Below are 18,603 nucleotides of genomic sequence, written 5' to 3' on the forward strand. Positions count from 1 at the left end.
ACTCCTAACACAACGTTTTTACAATAGTCTATCGCGGTCCCCTTCTACTTTCAACGGAAACTACTTGCCATGATGAAAAATAGTTCATATAGACAGGTGAAACATTCCAAAATATGCATTTAACTGGTCAAAACTTCCCCATTTTAATATGTACCCCCATAAAACACGGAGCTGATAATCGATTATAAACAAAGGAAAAACCAGCGTGTCCATTACACTCGCTGGTTCAACCCGTTCATCGTTTTGATTTCCTCTTTGGTGGTTTCAGTGCCCAGCTCATAGATGGTCACGAATATTTTGTCCAGAATAAGCTGTTGCTTGTTCCGGTGCTCCTGGGTGCTTTTCTCATTCATCGGCTCCCGAAAGCCATCAAAGCTATATTCGGAACGGTTCAGCTCTTCAAACAGCACTTCGAGTTCCCGTATTTCATCATTCGTTGCAAGGACCTCATAATATTTCACCCTGTCATCGAAAGGTTCACGGTGTATCTTACCGGTTTCCATCGTGACATAGTATAGATACTTCTCCATAATTGGTTCCCTCCAGATTCCAATTCCGAATATCGGTTATTGCGTTCTTGGGGTCTTTTTTCTTTCTTTGAAATATTTATAGCCTTCCTTTGCCAGTATCGGCAACACTGCAATGAACACTCTACGAAATAATCTTCCCATGAATATCGCCTCCTAAGCTTTATACGATATATCTACCCCTGCCCTTAAGAAATAAAACAATTTCCGGGACTAGATCTCCTACGAGCACATTCAAACACATTAATAGTTTGAATTCAAAACAGTTACATGATATACATTAGTTATACAGTTAATGAACATAAGCTGTACAAAAACATTTAAAAGGAGAGATTCTATTGAAAAAGTTTCGTTTGTTGATTGCAAGCATTGCCAGTATTTTTGCATTTTCAGTGTTAAGTAGTTTTGCAAGTGCAGATGATCATGCAATGGTACGTATCATCCATGCTTCTCCTGATGCACCGGCGGTAGACGTATTTGTAAATGGTGAGGCTGTCGTGGAAAATGCTTCTTTTAAAGCTGCTACAGATTATATGAAACTTCCGGCAGGTACTCACAAAGTTGAGATTTATGCGACTGGGACAATGGGAGAAGCAGATCCTGTCATTGCAACCGACTTGACTGTTGATGCAGGGATGTCCTACACAGTGGCTGCGATCAACACTGTGGCAAACTTGGAACTTTCCGTTACAACGGATAACAACATGGTAGAGGAAGGAAAGGCCAAGATCCGTGTTGGTCACTTCTCCCCTGATGCCCCTGCGGTGAATGTAGGTCTGATCGGTGGGGATGATGTATTCTCTGGAGCTGAATTTAAGGCTGTGACAGACTATATGGCATTGGATGCCGGTTCCTATGACTTGGAAGTCCGCACTGCAGAAGGCGGACAACAAGTATTGGACCTATCCGGAACTGCACTTGAAGCCAATAAAGTATATTCCGTATATGCCATCAACACAGTGGATAGCATTGAAGTATTAGTATTGGTGGACAACACAATGATGCCAAGCGAAATGCCGCAGACTGGAATGGGTGGAGCTTCCTCTCCTGCTTCTGAAGGCATCAATACTTGGGCAGCAATCGGTGCTCTTGCGTTAGTGGGAGCTGCCATCATTGGGATCCGTCGCTTTGCGGCACATAAATAAGCTGATTCTTCCCTTCTTTGCACTGGCAATTCTCATCGGGTGTCAACCGAGCGGAAATTCCAGTGCCCCTACACCGGAGCCGGAGCAACCTTCGCCGGCTCCGGTGGTAGAGAAGGTTGAGGCAGGCACAAAAAATCATGAGGTAGAAATCAAAAGCTCAGAGGGCACTTCCTCTAAAACGCCAAAACCTGCATATATAGCCGTCACCCCCATTCAATTACGCATACCTTCAATAAACGTGGACGCTCCCATAGAGCCTCAGGGACTGATGGAAAACGGGGAAATGGAAGTCCCGGATGATGGAGAAACCATTGGATGGTATGAACCAGGGACGAAACCTGGAGGAATGGGCAACGCCGTGCTGGTAGGCCATGTTGATGATTACACAGGACCCGCCATCTTTTTTAATCTAAAAAAGCTTGAGGTCGGGGATGAAATCCTGGTTGATGGAGAGAATGGGGAGACCCTGACATTTGTGGTAAAAGATAAACAGGCGTACCCTTATGACCAAGCGCCGATAAGAGAAATATTTGGACCAAGCAACAATAACAGGTTGAACCTGATAACGTGTACAGGCTTGTACAACCGTTCCACCCAAAACCATGAGGAGCGGCTTGTTGTCTACACAGAGCTTAAAGAAAGCTAAAAGCACCCAACACTTATTGCGTTTTGGGTGCTTTTAGTATGTTTTAAAATAAAAACGGATGGTTCCGTCCTCTAATTGTTCATAGTCGATGTTGGCTCTATCCATCGCTGTTATCAGACTATCTTTCTCTTCTTCCTCCAGTTTAGCAATTTGCTCAAACTTTTCCCCCGCAACCTGACGAGATCGGTTTCCAAGAGAGTAGCCATAAACTGCCGCATATCTTTCAGTCAATATGGCATTCACCTTGTCCTTATGTTCAAGAAATTCCCGCGGCGCATCGAGCGCTTTGGCTTCTGCCACTTTCTGCTTCATGGTTTCGAGATCTTTCTCCGCTAAGGTAAAATTGTCATTTTCCCCATTCGCGTACAACTTGAAGGGTTCAGTTAGCTGTTCGGCATCCTTCAGAATCTTATCCGAAGCCGAGATATAATCACTGATCCTTTTTTCCTTATTTACAGAAATCCCATCATAAAATAATAGCAAGGTTAATACTCCTATGATGATGGTACAGGCAATTAGGAAGTAGGTGATCATTCGATCCAAGGAAAAGGACTCTTCCTCGTTATTTTCCTCTATCTTTCTTTTACTGGACATAGGCACGATTCCCCGTTGATTTTTTTCCAACATATCATAAAATGACTATATTTTCCACTAAAGGGTATACATCTAAGTGGGATTAAAGATGATACAAGTAAACAGAAAAGCCTAGTAAACTTCTTAATTTTTACAAGTAGTTTATTACCATATTATACTATTACTTTTACCCCCACAAAACGACATTTTTCTTAGAACGTATATAAGAGACCTAAACTAAAAGAATGATTGGGTGAAGTGACTATGTTTTCAACAACGGAAATTGGTATTGACTTAGGTACAGCGAATACGCTGGTATACAGTAAATCTAAAGGGATCGTGTTCAATGAACCGTCCGTAGTGGCAATTGATCTAGAAACTAAGGCTGTTCTTGCAGTAGGAACAGAAGCAAAGAATATGATTGGTAAAACACCTGGCAGAATCGTTGCCGTTCGACCTTTAAAAGATGGTGTCATCGCAGACTTCGATATCACCACAAGCATGCTTAAACAAATCATGAAACAAGCTGGTAAAGCGATGGGCTTCTCCATCCGCAAACCAAGCGTCGTGGTTTGTACACCATCCGGTTCTACATCCGTGGAACGCAGAGCGATCCAGGATGCCGTGAAAAATTGCGGAGCGAAGCATGTACATCTGATTGAAGAGCCGGTAGCAGCTGCAATCGGTGCAGATCTTCCTGTTGACGAGCCAGTTGCAAACGTGGTTGTCGATATCGGCGGAGGTACAACGGAAGTAGCGATCATCTCTTACGGTGGCGTCGTTTCCTGTAATTCCATCCGTGTAGGTGGGGACCAGTTTGACGAAGATATCGTTCATCACGTACGTAAGAACTACAACCTTCTAATTGGGGAGCGTACAGCTGAGAACATCAAGATGACAATCGGCTATGCACTTGTCGAGCATGAAGAATTGACAATGGAAATCCGCGGCCGTGACCTTGTAACAGGTTTGCCGAAGACGATTGAATTGCATTCTACAGAAATTCAAAAATCCATCAGGGAATCCCTTCTGCACATTCTGGAAGCCATCCGTGCAACATTAGAGGATTGCCCACCTGAACTGAGTGGAGACATCGTTGACAGAGGTGTCATCATCACTGGTGGCGGAGCATTGCTGAATGGCATGCAGGAATGGTTGAGCAACGAGATTGTTGTTCCTGTGTATGTAGCTCCAAATCCTTTGGAATCCGTAGCGATCGGAACAGGAAAGTCCTTGACGTTCCTTCATAAGCTTCAGAAGGCTGCGACATAATCATTTAATTGAAAGAGCCCATCCCATGTGTCAGTTGTTTAGACTGCGAGGGGATAGGCTCTTTTTTGATTAAATCGCAACAAAAAAACGAGTACGAACCTCGTAAGGTTACATACTCGTTTATTTTCATTCGCCTAAATCAACATTATGATAAACGCGTTGAACATCCTCGAGGTCTTCCAATGCATCAATCAGCTTCTCGAATTGCGCAATGGAATCTTCCGGGATTTCCACTTCGTTCTGGGCAAGCATCGTCAATTCCGCAACGGTGAATTCGGTGATTCCCGCTTCCTTCAGTGCTGCCTGGATGGCATGGAATTGGTCCGGCTCCGCGTAGATGATGACAGACTCTTCCTCTTCAAAAATGTCACGTGCATCAAGATCCGCTTCCATCAGGATTTCCATGATGTCGTCTTCTGTTTTACCTTCGATACCAAACACTGCTGTATTATCGAACATGTAGGAAACGGATCCACTCACGCCCATGTTTCCGCCGTTTTTCCCGAACGCAGCTCGCACTTCTGAGGCTGTACGGTTCACGTTGTTTGTCAAAGCATCCACGATGATCATGGAGCCGTTAGGACCGAACCCTTCGTAGCGAAGCTCATCATAGCTTTCCTCGCCGCCGCCCTTGGCCTTATCAATCGCACGGTCGATGATGTTCTTCGGTACGTTGTAGGTTTTCGCACGTTCAAGTACAAATTTCAGCGCCATATTGGACTCCGGATCCGGCTCGCCCTGCTTTGCCGCTACGTAGATTTCCAAAGCGAATTTTGAATAGACACGGCTTGTATTGGCATCCTTCGCCGCTTTCTTTTCTTTGATATTATTCCATTTACGACCCATATATTTCACTCTCTTTCCTGACTTTGAATCCTCTAATTCCACTATCCATTATATCAGATTTTTTTGGGGAGAAATATTAAAATAGTAGCATACGGTTGGATGCCCCTCTGCTAGCTTCCTAATCGATAGATTTGAAGAAACCGTCTTACCGCTTTATATAAAAGCCCGGGACCTGCAGCCATCGCCTCTTCCAATGTCATCGGACCTTCAATAATAGGAAGTGCCAGAGTGACTCCATCCTGCTCCAGTTTGTCTGCACCCTCATCCACGATTCCCGCAAATGCGATGACAGGTATGTGATGCCCCCGAGCGATCCGTGCAATGCCAACAGGCACTTTCCCATAGGCAGACTGCGCATCAATCTTGCCTTCCCCTGTAATGATCAAGTCGGTTCCAGTAAGATGCCGCTCAAAATTGGCTAGATCCAATACGAGTTCCAATCCACTTCTGAATTCTGCATTCATGACAGATCTCAGCAGGAAGCCTATGCCCCCTGCCGCTCCACTTCCCGGAAGCTCCGACATTTTATTCCTCCAGGTAGCCTCTTCTACCAACCTTGCAAAATGAGCCATCCCAGCTTCAAATCGATCAAGTTCTTCAGCATGCACACCTTTTTGAGGACCAAAGATCCTGATGGCCCCTTCGTCACCGAGCAAAGGATTTGTCACATCAGAGGCAATGATCAGATTCACACCTGCCAATCTCGCATCAAGCCCCGTAAAGTCCAACTGTCCTATTTTCCAAAGTTCTCCGCCTACTCGGTCCAACTCATTACCCAGTGTATCGAAAACCTTCATGCCAAGTGCCTGCAGAATACCTACACCACCATCGACCGTAGCGCTTCCCCCTAGGCCAAGAATGATCGTTTTAGCGCCAATCAAAAGCGCATGTCCGATAAGTTGCCCTGTGCCAAAAGTAGAGGCTGAGTGAGGATCAAGCTCATTTCCTTTTAACAAAGTCAGTCCCGAAGCTGCGGCAGTTTCTATGACAGCCAGATGTTGCTCTGGCAGCCAGCCATAGCCTGCCTGTATCTCACGTCCAATGGGGTCCAGGACTTGTGTAAGGACCATTTCCCCTTTAACCGCCTGCAGAACAGCCTCGACTGTCCCTTCCCCGCCATCTGCCATGGGAAGCTCGACAATTTCCGTTGCCGGGATGACATCGAGAATCGCACGCTTGATTTGCCTTCCAGCCTCCACACTTGTCATGGACCCTTTAAACGAATCTGGTGCCACGATTATTTTCATCCTGTTCCTCCTTTAATAGAGCTTCTTTTGATAAAAGTAATTCGGGGAGACTATCTTATCCTCGTACGAATGGTGGAAAATATGGGTCGCGGCAGGTGAAACAGGCGGGATCAGCCACGCCCATTCTCCTGTCACATGACGGCAGCTCTTCTCTTCCTGCTGTTCAAAATGCTGGAATTGCATCGCGGCCGTATGATGGTCGACGATACTGACCCCCATCTCCTTAAAAGAGTGCAGAACTGCTACATTCAGTTCGATCAAGGCCTTATCCCTCCATAGCGTTGCGTTCGTTGTCGTGTCTAGCCCCATGATGCTTGCGACCTTTGGAATCATATTGTATCTGTCTTTATCGGCAAAATTCCGCGCACCAATCTCCGTTTCCATATACCAACCATTGAATGGGGCTGCTGTATAGTGTATTCCTCCGATTTCAAGCTTCATATCGGAAATAAGGGGCGTTCCATACCATTTCAGTTGGAGGTCTTGAAACTGCGGGATTTCCGGGTGATGAATCGGCACCTCCAACACAATGTCATCCGGGATCGGATACAGCTTAGGTTCTGCACCATCGATTTGTATGACGAGCGGCAGAATATCAAAATGCGTTCGCTGCCCTTCCCAGCCAAGCTCCTCACATACCTTAGTGAAGAGAATCGATGCGGGATCACCGATTGTCCCGTGTTCTGTTTCATAGCCCGCATACCTGAGCAGCTGGTGGTTCCAGATCCTTATTTCGCTTTCTTCCTTCTTTTCTCTGAAAATAGTGATTGTCGGCCTGATCTTCCCTTTATTTGTGGCAAAATCGATATGATGAAAAAGTGCTTTTGCAATCTCATCTTCGCTGTCCAAATTTCTTCTATCCATTACATGAAGCGCATTCCAAAAAAGCCGGCCGATACAGCGGTTGCTGTTGCGCCAAGCCATTTTCGCCCCATGCTCCAACTCTTCATATGTATGCTCATATGTACCATAAAACTGTATATCATCTTTTACTTCCTGCAGCCTGAATGCAAGCTCTTCTGCTGGTTTTCCGAGCTCTGAATAGCACTGTCTGATAAATTCCTCTGCCTTCTGAAGGAGAGTTTGCTCTTTTTCTGTCAAGATGTCCACCTCAAAATTGAATTCCTTGCCCCCTATTGTATACTGATTTGTTTTGGAAAAGAAATATTAGGTATGTGGTAAGTTTTTTCAGTGTTTATGGACTTGATTTTTGCGGCTGAGGTTCGTATTCTGTCGGGAATCAGCGGTATTCTGTCCACTTTTTGCGGCATTCTGTCGAGATGGAGGCATATTCTGTCCACTTTACGCCTTTTTCTGTCCAAAAGATCCTACATTCTGACAACTTTACAAAATCCACCAATTGAAAAAGCGAGCCGCTACATGCGACCCGCCTGTCCATCACTTCAAGCCAATTGTTTAAAATTCTGACCCAAGATCTCTTTCATATTATGCACCGTAATGAATGCCTGCTTGTCCGTTGCACCGATGTACTTTTTCAAGCGTGTAAAATCCTTACGGCTCAAGACGGTTGTAATAACTTCCTTTTCGTCAGATGTAAAAGCGCCTTTGGCATAATGGATCGTGGCACCGCGACCAAGCTGCCCGACGATATAGGAACGGATCTGTGCACTCTCACTGCTGATGATCACCACTTCGCGCATTTCATTAACCTGCTGCAACGTATAGTCGATCACAAGTCCATTCAGGATGACACCGAACACCGCATACATGCCAACCTCCGGACCGAACACAAGAATGGATGAAAGCGCGATGAAGATATCGGCCAATAAAACTCCACGCCCCATATCAATCGAGAGGTATTTATTCAGTATCAAGGCAATGATGTCCGTCCCCCCTGTGGAAGCGCGTTGATTGAATACAAGTGCTATCCCAAGCGCGGCGATGCACTGCCCGATAATCAACTGGATCAATATGTCCTCACTAAGCGGATTGGAGATCGGGAACAGCCACTCCAACAGCCATACCATCACAGACAGCATGATGCTCGCATAGATGGTTTTTGCCCCAAATGCAAAACCAAGCAAAATAAAACCCACGACAAAAAGAACTGCATTCACAATCAGCATCAGGACACCTATAGAAAGGCCTGGAAAAACGTCATTCAGGATGATGGATAGCCCACTGACCCCACCGGTAGCCAAGCTGTTCGGGGATAGGAAGAAATGTACATGTATGGCAACGAATAGAGGACCAATATGGAGAAATAAAAATGTTTTCAAGTTTTTGTTCAAAACGGTCACCCTCCTTCAACTGTTTTCAATGATAGTCTACGGGAGAGTATAAAGACCTTCTTAGGCATTGTAAACACCTGCAAGAGAAGTTGCACAATTGAAAGCGATTTTATTTCCAGCTACCTGATTCAATCATTTTAATAAAATACCTTTTTTAAAAGTTAATTTCTTTTTATAAATTTTCCACCTTGGTACATAAGGGTTTTGCAATCTCCTTAAACAAACGCTCGTTTAAAAATTCCTATTCCACTAAAAGAAAAAGAGAGGTTTCGTCCGAAAACACGGCATTACTCCCCTTTTTCGTAAATTATTGTGGAAATCCTTTTTTAAAAGTTAATTTTCCCAAAAAGCTTTTCCGCCTTGGCACATAAGGATTTTACATCCTCTTTAAACCAACGTTCGTTTAAAAATTCCTATTCTGCGAAACTATCCAATTTTCTGCGGTCCGGCATGCTTCAACCATAAGGTGACCTTTATTTTGTGACAGACCGTCAAATAATGCATCATCGTCAGCAGCACAATGCCAGTATTCATGCCCAGGATGACTCCTGTCATGCGCAGTGATTCCATCGATCCCAGAATGAAAATCAAAGCAAAGGCAACAAGGGTCGACCACATGGAATGTAAAAAGGCATCCTTGATCAGTCCAAGGCCGATTAGATAGGCCTGAAGTGGAATTACAAACAGATGAAAAAGAAAGTAAGGCCATAAGAGCTGGAGATAAGACGAAGCTTTGGAGTACTCATAAAAGATATTCGTCAACGGCACCGCAAAATGATAGAACACCAGCACTACTGGGATCCCGTAAAGGAAAGTGAGCCCCATCACCTGTTGCAGCAGCTTTTGCAATTTTGGATAATCCCTATTCTCGTATGAGGCTGAAACAGTCGGGATCAGGACAATCAGAAACGAGTGGGCTATGAATCCCGGGAAAAATCCGATGGTCAAAGCCACTCCCGCAAGAAGTCCGAACTCTTCCAAGGCAATCGTTTCACTGAGACCTGCCTTTAACAGCGCCATTTTGATGAGAAAAGGCTGGATTGCACTGGTGATCGCATGGAAGATCCGCATTCCTGTCGTAGGGATCGATACTTCCAGAAGGCTTTTCCGAACGGACTGTGCACTCAGGGCTGCACCCGGTTTTCTTTTCAATTCACGGAACTGGAGTATGTACATGTACATTAAATAGAAGCAGACAATCAGCTCGGTGAATACGAGTGTGCAGATCGCAATGAGTATCGCAAGCTCCATCGAAAAATGGAAAAAATGATAAACAAGGACAAGCAGCACCAACTGCACCGCTTTTCTTAAAAAGTTTGATATCGCGATTTTCCCCATATGATGAAGTCCCATAAAGTAACCTCGTGCAATGGAAGAGAAAGAGATGATGGGGATCATCAAGATGATTAGCCATCGTACAATCGGATGATAATGATCAAATACCGGGATGAATGGAAGTACTACAACCGACAAGCCGATGACACAAAACATAAACACAATCGTCAGCCTCATTGCATGCATCAGCATACTTTTATGGTATTTTTCCTCTTTTGCCGCGACGAACTTGGATATCGAGATCGGCAGCTCAAGGCTTGCAATCACCACCACCAGGAATACAACCGGCAATAACGACATATATAAACCAAGCCCCACTTCCCCGAGTTCCTTGGCCAATACCATATTCACGACAAATTCTAGGCTTTCCCCTAAGAAAGCAGCAATCGCAAGCAGCAGCACAGCTTTGAAAAACTTATTCATGAACGTCCCCCTCTCTTCATGGAAAAGGCTTATCCGATGTGACCCATTCTCCATCATATGAGACAAGTCCATAAATATTGCCACATGATTTCAGAGGAATTATTCTTTTAAATAAACGCTTAGAACATCCCGATGGTTATGTCTTCCTCTATTAAGGAATAGTATAGAAAGAGAGATGAAAGGAGTGTTCAGCTAATGAGAATTTGGCTTAATGTGATTGCTTTTCTATTAGTCGTCCTTGTAAATTATCTATCAAATGCACTTCCTCTGAATGGCCAGACAGCTGGCGAAATATCCGATAGACTGAATGTCCTGTTTACCCCTGCAGGATATGTATTTTCTATTTGGGGTCTTATTTATTTGCTTCTGGGAGTCTGGGTTATCCGGCAGTTCCCTAAGAATCGCCGAAATCTTCCTATCTATCAGAACACCAGCGGTTTATTCATACTGAGCTGCATCCTCAATAGTACCTGGGTAGTGTTGTGGCATTACGAATTTTTCGTCACAACAATCGCCGTCATGCTAAGTTTACTGCTCACGTTGATTGCACTATATAAAAAAGTGCAGGTATCAGATCCCGGATTGTTTGACCGCCTGCCGTTTTCAATATACCTTGGCTGGGTCAGTGTCGCAACCATCGCCAATATCAGTTATGTGCTCGTGTATCTCGAGTGGGACGGCTTTGGCCTTTCTGATGTCACCTGGACGATCATCATGCTCGTTGTGGCGACCCTTCTCGCAATCTGGTTCAATATGGCCAACCGGGACCGTGTCTATCCGTTGGTATTTGTCTGGGCGTTCATCGGTATCGGTGTGAAAAATATGGAGGCATACACCAACGTCGCTTATGTAGCATTTAGCTTGGCAGCAGTGATATTCGTGATGACGTTACTGTTTAAAGGGAAGAAGTAATGTAAGCGGCTTTTAGCGCATGGTGGAGATGAAGATTTTCCCATATTTTGTATAGTCGATAGAATAACGGGACATTTGGATAGATTACGGCTCAGTCCGGACAGAAAACTACAAGAAGTGGACAGAATAATGGAGCTTTTCGCTAGAATATGCCCCAAAGTGGACAGAATCACTCTTCCAGCCCAGCCTGAAGAAAGGCAAGCTGAATGCCTATTATAATAAAAGGCTGAGGCAGCACTCACCAGTGCGCCTCAGCCTTTCCTTTTATCATAGATTTCCTTCGCCCGCTCATAGAGACTAAAGTCGATCCCGAACTTCTCTTCAATCCAGTAGCGGACCTCTTCAGCACTCAACTCTTTTTCGATTGTCGTCTTTTCATGAAACGTGATGAGCTTATTCTCTTTTACTTGGTACGGCTTGTCATCTATGTATCCAAAGACCTTCAAACTTCTTAAGGCAAAGCCATCCTGCCAATCGTGGGAGTTGAGGATATGCGGAATCAACTCTTCAAACGGGACCGGATTCTTCCCAAGGATTTTGGTCGGTCCAGGTTCCCGTGTCACGAGAATATCGTCTTCACGGACCTCATAGCGGAATACCTCCAATTCATTTTCCGCAGTAAATGAATGAAGCAAAGGGTAAGCCCTATATAACGGTGCGCAATATCCGATGTCTACGTAATAAGGTTGATCGAGCATCACCTGCAAGCATAAATGCCCCGGGTCCATATACAGATATTCAACCTGAAATCCTAGTGCATCCAGTACATAACGGAACCCCTGCGCCAACGTCCAGCAGGTGCCGCCCGTTCCTTGGTCCACCACTCTATCAAAATAGGAATCGATCGAAGGCAAATAGTAGTCCTCCCTCTTACCTTCCTCAAAATCAATGAATTTTGTGATGGTCTCCCATCTCACCTTCTTCTGATGTGCCTCCACAAGCTTATTAAGATAAGCTAATGTCGGGGCTTCCACACCAACCTCTAAAAAGTCCAAAAACTTTACTAGTTTTGTATCCTGATTCAACAGCCTCTCCTCCTGTTAATAGAATTCTCCACCATGAAATCAAATCCTTTTCTAAATTGGATTCATTTTGTCCAAGCAATTCCTCTCTCTCATCATTTACTAGTTAGTAGAGAAAAAACTGAAAGGAGCTAAGGTATGTTAGCAGATAAAATCATCCAGACTGGCAAAGAATATTTAGGTACTCCTTATGTATTTGGAGCTCCCTCCAATCGAAAGGATATATTTGATTGCAGCTCGTTTGTCCAGCGCGTCTATGGACAACACGGTATCAAACTCCCGCGAAGTTCGCGCAAGCAGTTCCAGGTCGGGCGACCGATCCCCCTATCCTGCATAAGGGAGGGCGACCTTCTATTTTTTACCACACCCATGCGGAGAAAGAAAAAGTGGCACGAGCGGATCGGCCATGTTGCAATCTACCTCGGGAACCACACCATCCTGCATACCTCGCAAAGCGATAGGAAGGTGAGCATCACTATCCTTTCCCCATATTTGGAGCATATGATCGTTGGTGCGAGGAGAGTCATCACATAAAAATGGACGCAAGCTGTCAATGCAGTCATGCGTCCCTCAAATCCTATTCCACTTCTTCCCGCTCTTCGGAAAGGATTTTCATCTGATCGTTTTCAAGCCCCAATACAAATTTCACCTTATACTTTTTATAGGTTACGCCTCTTTCCGAACGCTGCTGCACGGTAATGATGGTGACAACCTCGACTTGATCCCCCACCTTTTTGGTTAAGAGATCCTCTGTTTCAATGGTGAGGAAATCAAGATACCCTTCCCTGAATTTCTCGTAGGCTGTTTCGGACTGCCAGCTGCTTCCAAGCAGAGAGTAGGCTGTTACATAGTCCCTGTAGTTCAAGCTTTCATAAAAATAGTTTACAAGATATGTCGCGACATCCTCGTTCGTAGATTCCGTTCCGCTATTGTTTCCTGGAGCATCTGCACCAATCCGCGGCAATGACTCCATCGGGGATTCCGACCAGCTCTCCAGTAGGGTGATCACGTTGCTGAGGGGGATACTGAAGCCGATGACTCCCTTATCCATCGTAGCAGAGTTGATCCCCACGACTTCCCCTGTAGTCGTATTGATAAGGGGTCCCCCACTGTTTCCAGGTGCGATTGGCGCCGAAATCTGGAAGACATCCTCATATTTGAAGGAATCTATCTCGAAGCTCCGTCCAACACCACTGATGATGCCGGTCGTGACCGTATTTTGAAATCCAAGCGGGCTTCCAAGGGCGATGACCTCATCACCAAGCTCCGCTTTCTTCGTTCTCGCAAGCCTTAAGGGCTCTGTTCCTTCTAGTTCCGGGACCCGGACGACGGCAACATCTGTATCAACACTGACTCCGATTACTTGTCCAGTCAACTCTTTGGAGTCGGCTGTAACGACTTTAACTTCCTTCGCATTCGGTACAACATGGGCATTCGTGATGACATCCCCTTTGTTGTTATAAAGGAAGCCGGAGCCAAAGGAACCGTCAGGCAGCTCGATTTTCACCACGAGCTTTTGAGACTCAAATATTATTTCTTTCAATTCCTGAGGCACCAGCTCTTTTTCTTCTGGTTTTGTTTCAATATATAAGCTCGACTGTGCTGTCAGTTGCTTTGGAACTCCTTGTTTGATAAAAAAGTACCCATATGTCCCTGCTCCAAGGAGAACCAAGGTTGCAATGACACTAACTATCCATCTTTTGTTCATCCCTGCACCTACTTTACTCTTCGACAAGCCATGTCATATTCTCTATCTCGACTGTTACATCTTCAAAAACACCATAATAGTAATCTTCGAATTTAGCTTTTTCCCCAGGAGGCAATTTGTATGGATATACGGTCGTAAATCCTGTATCGAGTACAGTCTTATCCTTACTCAATATATTGTAATAGACAGTGATGGAGGAAACGGTCTTTGAGACAATGTTCTTCACTTCACCGGTGATTGTCATCCCACCCGCATCATCTTCTACATATTTTAGACCTACCACTTCCAGTGCAGCGTTCCGGTTCTTCAGATCCTCTTTCGCTGCAGCTTCCATCGCCTTTTCGATTCTTTCCTGTTCCGCCAGCTCAAACTCTGTACGGGTCTGTTCAATTTTTTCCTTTAACGATAAAAGCCGTTTGTCATTGATCGCATATTGCAGCCCTTTATCCGTTAAAGAAATGGCTTTTGTAAATTGTTTCTGCTCAAGCTCTGTTTCCGCATTGGTTGTCGTGATTTGGACAATCCGGTTCAGGATCTGTTCTTTCACCGCTTTACCTTCCTCTGAAGGAATGGCTGATAACACAGCCAGCTTTCTTGCCAATTCATCCACCGTTTTCAGTTGATCGAGTTCACTGTTGATTTTACCGACCTTTATCATCGTATCTTTTTCTGCAAGCTCTTTTTTGATTGGCTGAAACAATGGCCCGTTCAGTTTGGCAATCTTTTCGTTCAGACGGCTAAGTTCCTTTTCCGCGTCTTCAAACTTTTTATCTTTGATCAGAGCGTTGGTATCTTGCATTTCAGCCTGCAGTTCCTCTGCAATCATGACGACTTCCAGGTTATTCTGAAGTACATAATACCTCGGCCTCAAATCGATCGCCGAGGACAGCTTGGACTTTGATTGTTCATATTTCCCTTCTAACGCGAGTTCTTCTGCAGAGTCCTTTAGTGCAATGACTTTTCCATTCACTTTCGTTTCATGGAAGTAGAACCAGCCAAGGCCCCCTACGAGAAGGGAAAAAGCAAGAACAGGAATCAAAAGGGGTAAAATCACTCCGCTTTTTTTCCTGTTTCGATCCATCCCTCTGCCTTCTATTATTTCATTGTCATTTTTATGTATATCTTCTTCTCTCAGGTTTGCGCCGCAATTGGAGCAAAACTTGGCATCAGAAGAAACTTTCAATCCACAGTTGTGACAGAACATGTCGACCTAGCCTCCATAACTACTATTCTTTCACCATTTTACAATAGTTTCTTGTCTAAATGTGAAAACTCGCCTTTAAAGTGGCTCTCTTTCTAGTAGTAACATTTTCCTTGTATGTGTTTTCTTCCCCATCATACGTCATTTTTCGGCAAATGTTAAATAATAGGGGGTAGCATTTATGAAGTTTTATTGAGGGTGGACCTCTGAGAATGGAGTTGGTTCATTAAACACCCTGTTGGTTTCCGTTCCAGGGGTTCGCTTTCCGCGGGCGGCCTCGGGAGCCTCCTCGGCGCTAAAGCGCCTGTGGGGTCTCCCTCGACACGCTGCTTCCGCAGGATTCTCACCCCTTGCACTTCAACCAACAGGGGCGGCCTATAAAATATAGTGTCACCACTCAGCTTCCAGTCGCATTCCGTATGTACCTAAGACTTATGTATCTAACATTGGCTTGTAAAACCCATTATTTTCTTCAAATATACGAATGATGGATTGTCATTATTTCTCGGGAAATGGGGGTTTCACATGAAACATGTCGGAATTTACCAGCTGGTTAAATGACAAAAAACTGCCTCAGATGAGACAGTTTTTCCTTTTCTTACTTTCTTTTTACTTTTGTTTTGCCGGCTGAGGGCTTCTTTTTGAATGGGCCTTTTTTGACGGGCTTCATGTCTTCTTCTTTGATCAGCTTGCCGCCGAACATGACTCTTTTATGGAGGGTCAGGCCGAGGTCTTTGGCAAATTGCTTCAGCTTCCGCTCTTCTCTTTCCGAGACGATGGAGATTACTGTACCTTCCGCTCCCTGTCTTCCTGTACGACCTGAGCGATGCACATAGCTTTCCACTTCTTCTGGCAGGTCATAGTGGATGACATGGCTGAGCTCCTTGATGTCGAGGCCTCTAGCGGCTACGTCCGTTGCAAGCAGGACAGGATACTCATCCTTTCGGAAATTCTTCAATGCTGTCTCCCTTTCCTGTTTGGTTGATTCGGAATGGAGGAATCCGACATTGAATTTCTTGAATAGCAGCTTCTCGGTCAGTACGGCGAGATTACCGATGTCCCGGACAAAGCCGAGTGCCTTGATATTCTTTTCCTCACGCAGGATATTGGCAAGGACGTTCGCTTTTTCACGTTGATCGACAATTACATAGATGTGGTCCACTTTTGATGGGGCCATTTCATCTTTTGTTACCTTCATTACAAATGGATCTCTCATAAACTGCAAGGCCTGTTTTTCCGTATCGTCCTTTAAGGTAGCGGAGCATAACAACAGCTGTCTTTCCTGCATGGTCGACTTAAGGATATTTTGGATTGTTTTTGTGTGTTCTGGGATGAACAGCTGATCCGCCTCATCCATCACGATGGTTGTCACTTCATGCATTTTTATCTTTTTCATCTGAATCAGCTCTTGCAGTCTGCCAGGAGTCCCGACAAGGATCTGCGGTTTCTTCTTCAGCTTTTCAATCTGACGTTTCACATTGGCACCGCCGATGAAGGAAGCTCCGATAATGTCGCTTCCTTCTGTCCATTTCTGGATTTGTTCAAAGATCTGCATGGCAAGTTCCTTGGAAGGAGCGATGATGACGGCCTGCGGATGCTGCCTGCCTAGCTCTATTCTTTCGATGATCGGCAACAGGTAGGCCAAGGTTTTTCCTGTACCTGTAGGAGATTCTATCAGTACATCCCTGCCATCCAAAATTGCGGGGATGGCTTTTTCTTGTATAGGAGTCGGACTCTTGAATTCACTTTTATTCCAGTTTTCCTGGATGAATGGTTGTAAGGCTGTTATTGCAGTTGTAGACATATTTTTCTCCTTTATAACCCTCAATTGGGGTTTTCACATCTTATTTCTCATTCTACCCTACTTGAGAGAAAAAAAGGAATACATACATGAATTTCTTCGTGTTTGGAAAAATTATGTACATGTTTGTTTTCAAGGAGGATATACACGATGTCTGAACAAAATCAATTTGTAAAGTTGCCAAAAGGCCCCGAACCATACTGGAGGGAATCCACTTCACTTCCGTCCTTCTCTACATTAAAAGAAGATACAGAGGCGGATGTCTGTATTGTCGGGGCTGGTATAACGGGAATCACCACTGCTTATCAGCTTGTACAGGATGGCTATCGTATCGTCTTGCTTGACGCCGGCCAAATTTTAAACGGGACGACCGGGCATACCACTGCAAAAGTGACAGCTCAGCATGGATTGATCTACGATGAGCTGATTCATCATATCGGACAGGAAAAGGCGAAACTCTACTATGAAGCCAACAATGATGCCCTGCATTACATTCGAGATCTTGTAAACCAAAAGCATATGGAATGCGACTTCAGCGACCAGGATGCGATGATCTATGCCACTACCGAACAGGAAAACAAGAAAGTCCTGTTGGAGATGGATGCGTATCATAAGCTTGGTATCACTGCAGATTTGAACGAGAAGGTCCCTTTTTCCATCCCGACCAAAAGTGTGCTGGCAATGAAAAACCAGGCACAATACCATCCTCTTCAATACTTGAAGTACCTGGTGGATACTATCATAGAAAAAGGAGGAAGAATCTACGAACATTCGGTTGCTACAGATGTGGAGGAATCCCCAGAGCTACGTGTGGTGACAAAGAACGGCTCCAAGATCAAGTGTAAGCATGTGATTGCATGTTCACACTTTCCTTTTTACGATGGAAAAGGCTTTTTCTTTACACGTATGCATGCCGAGCGTTCCTATGTCGTGGCAGCTAAAACGGATAAGGCATTACAGGGTGGCATGTATCTTAGCGCAGGACAGCCGACGAGGTCCTTGCGCTCCGTCACGATCAACGGCGATAAGTATCTCCTCATCGGCGGAGATGGACATAAGACCGGACAGGGCCAGGACACTTTGAAACATTATCAGGCGCTTAAAAGTTTTGGAGAAGAGGTCTTCGGCATAAAAGATATCCCCTATCGCTGGTCCGCACAAGACCTTTATACGCTTGATAAGATCCCGTATATCGGTCGGATCACATCCGGAAAGTCGAATATATTCATTGCAACCGGATATCGTAAATGGGGGATGACCAATGGTACAGCAGCGGCACTGCTCCTGCAGGACCTTGTTAACGAAAAAGAGAATAAGTATGAGGATCTTTTTACCCCTTCCCGCTTTGTGGCCGATCCGTCCTTGAAGAAATTTTTTACGACCAATATGGATGTGGCCAGTCACTTGGTGGAAGGAAAGCTTGACCGTCCAACGAAAACTGCGGATGAACTCGGCTTGGACGAGGGTGGTGTGGTTTCTCTCAATGGCCGCCGTGCCGGTGTTTACAAGGACGATAAAGGAGAACTTCATTGCGTGGATACGACCTGTACCCATTTGGGCTGTGAGGTGGAGTGGAATCACGGCGACAGAAGCTGGGATTGCCCTTGTCACGGCTCGAGATTCTCGATTCATGGGGATGTACTTGAAGGTCCTGCCGATAAGCCGCTTGAAAAACTTTAAGGATGAAAAATGG

At 45.0% G+C, this 18,603-nt stretch carries 17 protein-coding genes; 6 read left to right on the forward strand and 11 right to left on the reverse strand.

Annotated elements, in window-relative coordinates:
- Positions 1-212 precede the first annotated feature (212 nt).
- A complete protein-coding gene (locus tag JOC95_RS08260) occupies positions 213-530 on the reverse strand; it encodes a hypothetical protein (protein WP_204415092.1) in 318 nt (105 codons plus the stop codon).
- Between the two features lie 335 nt (positions 531-865).
- Here JOC95_RS08260 and JOC95_RS08265 point away from each other — a divergent pair, with 335 nt between their 5' ends.
- Both JOC95_RS08265 and JOC95_RS08270 read left to right on the forward strand, forming a co-directional pair.
- Positions 866-1,672: a DUF4397 domain-containing protein gene (locus JOC95_RS08265; RefSeq protein WP_204415093.1), complete on the forward strand. Its 807-nt coding sequence runs from the start codon at positions 866-868 to the stop codon at positions 1,670-1,672.
- Positions 1,656-2,318, forward strand: coding sequence for a class F sortase (locus JOC95_RS08270; protein ID WP_239582781.1), 663 nt, complete (start codon positions 1,656-1,658; stop codon positions 2,316-2,318). Before JOC95_RS08265 ends, JOC95_RS08270 begins: the two co-directional genes overlap by 17 nt.
- A gap of 33 nt (positions 2,319-2,351) precedes the next feature.
- On the opposite strand, the gene JOC95_RS08275 is transcribed toward JOC95_RS08270, so the two are convergent.
- Complete coding sequence (locus JOC95_RS08275) at positions 2,352-2,912, reverse strand: hypothetical protein (protein WP_204415094.1); 561 nt, start codon at positions 2,910-2,912, stop codon at positions 2,352-2,354.
- Positions 2,913-3,155: 243 nt separating this feature from the next.
- On the opposite strand from JOC95_RS08275, the gene mreBH reads away from it, so the two are divergent.
- Positions 3,156-4,163: a rod-share determining protein MreBH gene (mreBH, locus tag JOC95_RS08280; RefSeq protein ID WP_204415095.1), complete on the forward strand. Its 1,008-nt coding sequence runs from the start codon at positions 3,156-3,158 to the stop codon at positions 4,161-4,163.
- 126 nt (positions 4,164-4,289) lie between these two features.
- On the opposite strand, the gene JOC95_RS08285 is transcribed toward mreBH, so the two are convergent.
- From JOC95_RS08285 to JOC95_RS08305, 5 genes are all read right to left on the reverse strand, one after another.
- The gene (locus tag JOC95_RS08285; RefSeq protein WP_204415097.1) at positions 4,290-5,009 is read right to left on the reverse strand and encodes a YebC/PmpR family DNA-binding transcriptional regulator; all 720 of its coding nucleotides are present in this window, start codon (positions 5,007-5,009) and stop codon (positions 4,290-4,292) included.
- Between the two features lie 110 nt (positions 5,010-5,119).
- A complete protein-coding gene (locus tag JOC95_RS08290; protein ID WP_204415099.1) occupies positions 5,120-6,256 on the reverse strand; it encodes a glycerate kinase in 1,137 nt (378 codons plus the stop codon).
- 12 nt (positions 6,257-6,268) lie between these two features.
- Positions 6,269-7,357: a nitric oxide synthase oxygenase gene (locus JOC95_RS08295; protein WP_204415100.1), complete on the reverse strand. Its 1,089-nt coding sequence runs from the start codon at positions 7,355-7,357 to the stop codon at positions 6,269-6,271.
- A 302-nt stretch (positions 7,358-7,659) separates the two neighbouring features.
- Positions 7,660-8,508, reverse strand: a complete 849-nt coding sequence (locus tag JOC95_RS08300; protein ID WP_204415101.1) for a YitT family protein — start codon at positions 8,506-8,508, stop codon at positions 7,660-7,662.
- 426 nt (positions 8,509-8,934) lie between these two features.
- Positions 8,935-10,266 carry an oligosaccharide flippase family protein gene (locus tag JOC95_RS08305; protein ID WP_204415102.1) on the reverse strand — a complete coding sequence of 444 codons (1,332 nt, stop codon included), beginning with the start codon at positions 10,264-10,266 and terminating at the stop codon, positions 8,935-8,937.
- A gap of 195 nt (positions 10,267-10,461) precedes the next feature.
- Between JOC95_RS08305 and JOC95_RS08310 the strand changes: the two genes are divergently transcribed.
- Complete coding sequence (locus JOC95_RS08310) at positions 10,462-11,178, forward strand: tryptophan-rich sensory protein (RefSeq protein WP_204415103.1); 717 nt, start codon at positions 10,462-10,464, stop codon at positions 11,176-11,178.
- A gap of 251 nt (positions 11,179-11,429) precedes the next feature.
- On the opposite strand, the gene JOC95_RS08315 is transcribed toward JOC95_RS08310, so the two are convergent.
- Positions 11,430-12,203, reverse strand: a complete 774-nt coding sequence (locus JOC95_RS08315) for an arylamine N-acetyltransferase (protein ID WP_204415104.1) — start codon at positions 12,201-12,203, stop codon at positions 11,430-11,432.
- 135 nt (positions 12,204-12,338) lie between these two features.
- Here JOC95_RS08315 and JOC95_RS08320 point away from each other — a divergent pair, with 135 nt between their 5' ends.
- Entirely contained in the window at positions 12,339-12,734 is a 396-nt protein-coding gene (locus JOC95_RS08320) for a C40 family peptidase (protein ID WP_204415106.1), read from the forward strand.
- Between the two features lie 43 nt (positions 12,735-12,777).
- Here JOC95_RS08320 and JOC95_RS08325 read toward each other — a convergent pair whose 3' ends face one another.
- The 3 genes from JOC95_RS08325 to JOC95_RS08335 form a co-directional block, all read right to left on the reverse strand.
- Positions 12,778-13,908 carry a S1C family serine protease gene (locus JOC95_RS08325; protein ID WP_204415108.1) on the reverse strand — a complete coding sequence of 377 codons (1,131 nt, stop codon included), beginning with the start codon at positions 13,906-13,908 and terminating at the stop codon, positions 12,778-12,780.
- A 13-nt stretch (positions 13,909-13,921) separates the two neighbouring features.
- The gene (locus JOC95_RS08330) at positions 13,922-15,112 is read right to left on the reverse strand and encodes a zinc-ribbon domain-containing protein (RefSeq protein WP_204415109.1); all 1,191 of its coding nucleotides are present in this window, start codon (positions 15,110-15,112) and stop codon (positions 13,922-13,924) included.
- A gap of 595 nt (positions 15,113-15,707) precedes the next feature.
- Positions 15,708-16,913 carry a DEAD/DEAH box helicase gene (locus tag JOC95_RS08335; protein ID WP_204415110.1) on the reverse strand — a complete coding sequence of 402 codons (1,206 nt, stop codon included), beginning with the start codon at positions 16,911-16,913 and terminating at the stop codon, positions 15,708-15,710.
- Between the two features lie 147 nt (positions 16,914-17,060).
- Here JOC95_RS08335 and JOC95_RS08340 point away from each other — a divergent pair, with 147 nt between their 5' ends.
- Positions 17,061-18,590 (forward strand): FAD-dependent oxidoreductase, encoded by a 1,530-nt coding sequence (locus JOC95_RS08340; protein WP_204415111.1) that lies wholly within the window; start codon positions 17,061-17,063, stop codon positions 18,588-18,590.
- Positions 18,591-18,603 lie beyond the last annotated feature (13 nt).

Source organism: Sutcliffiella tianshenii (assembly GCF_016908565.1).
Lineage (GTDB): Bacteria > Bacillota > Bacilli > Bacillales > Bacillaceae_I > Sutcliffiella_A > Sutcliffiella_A tianshenii.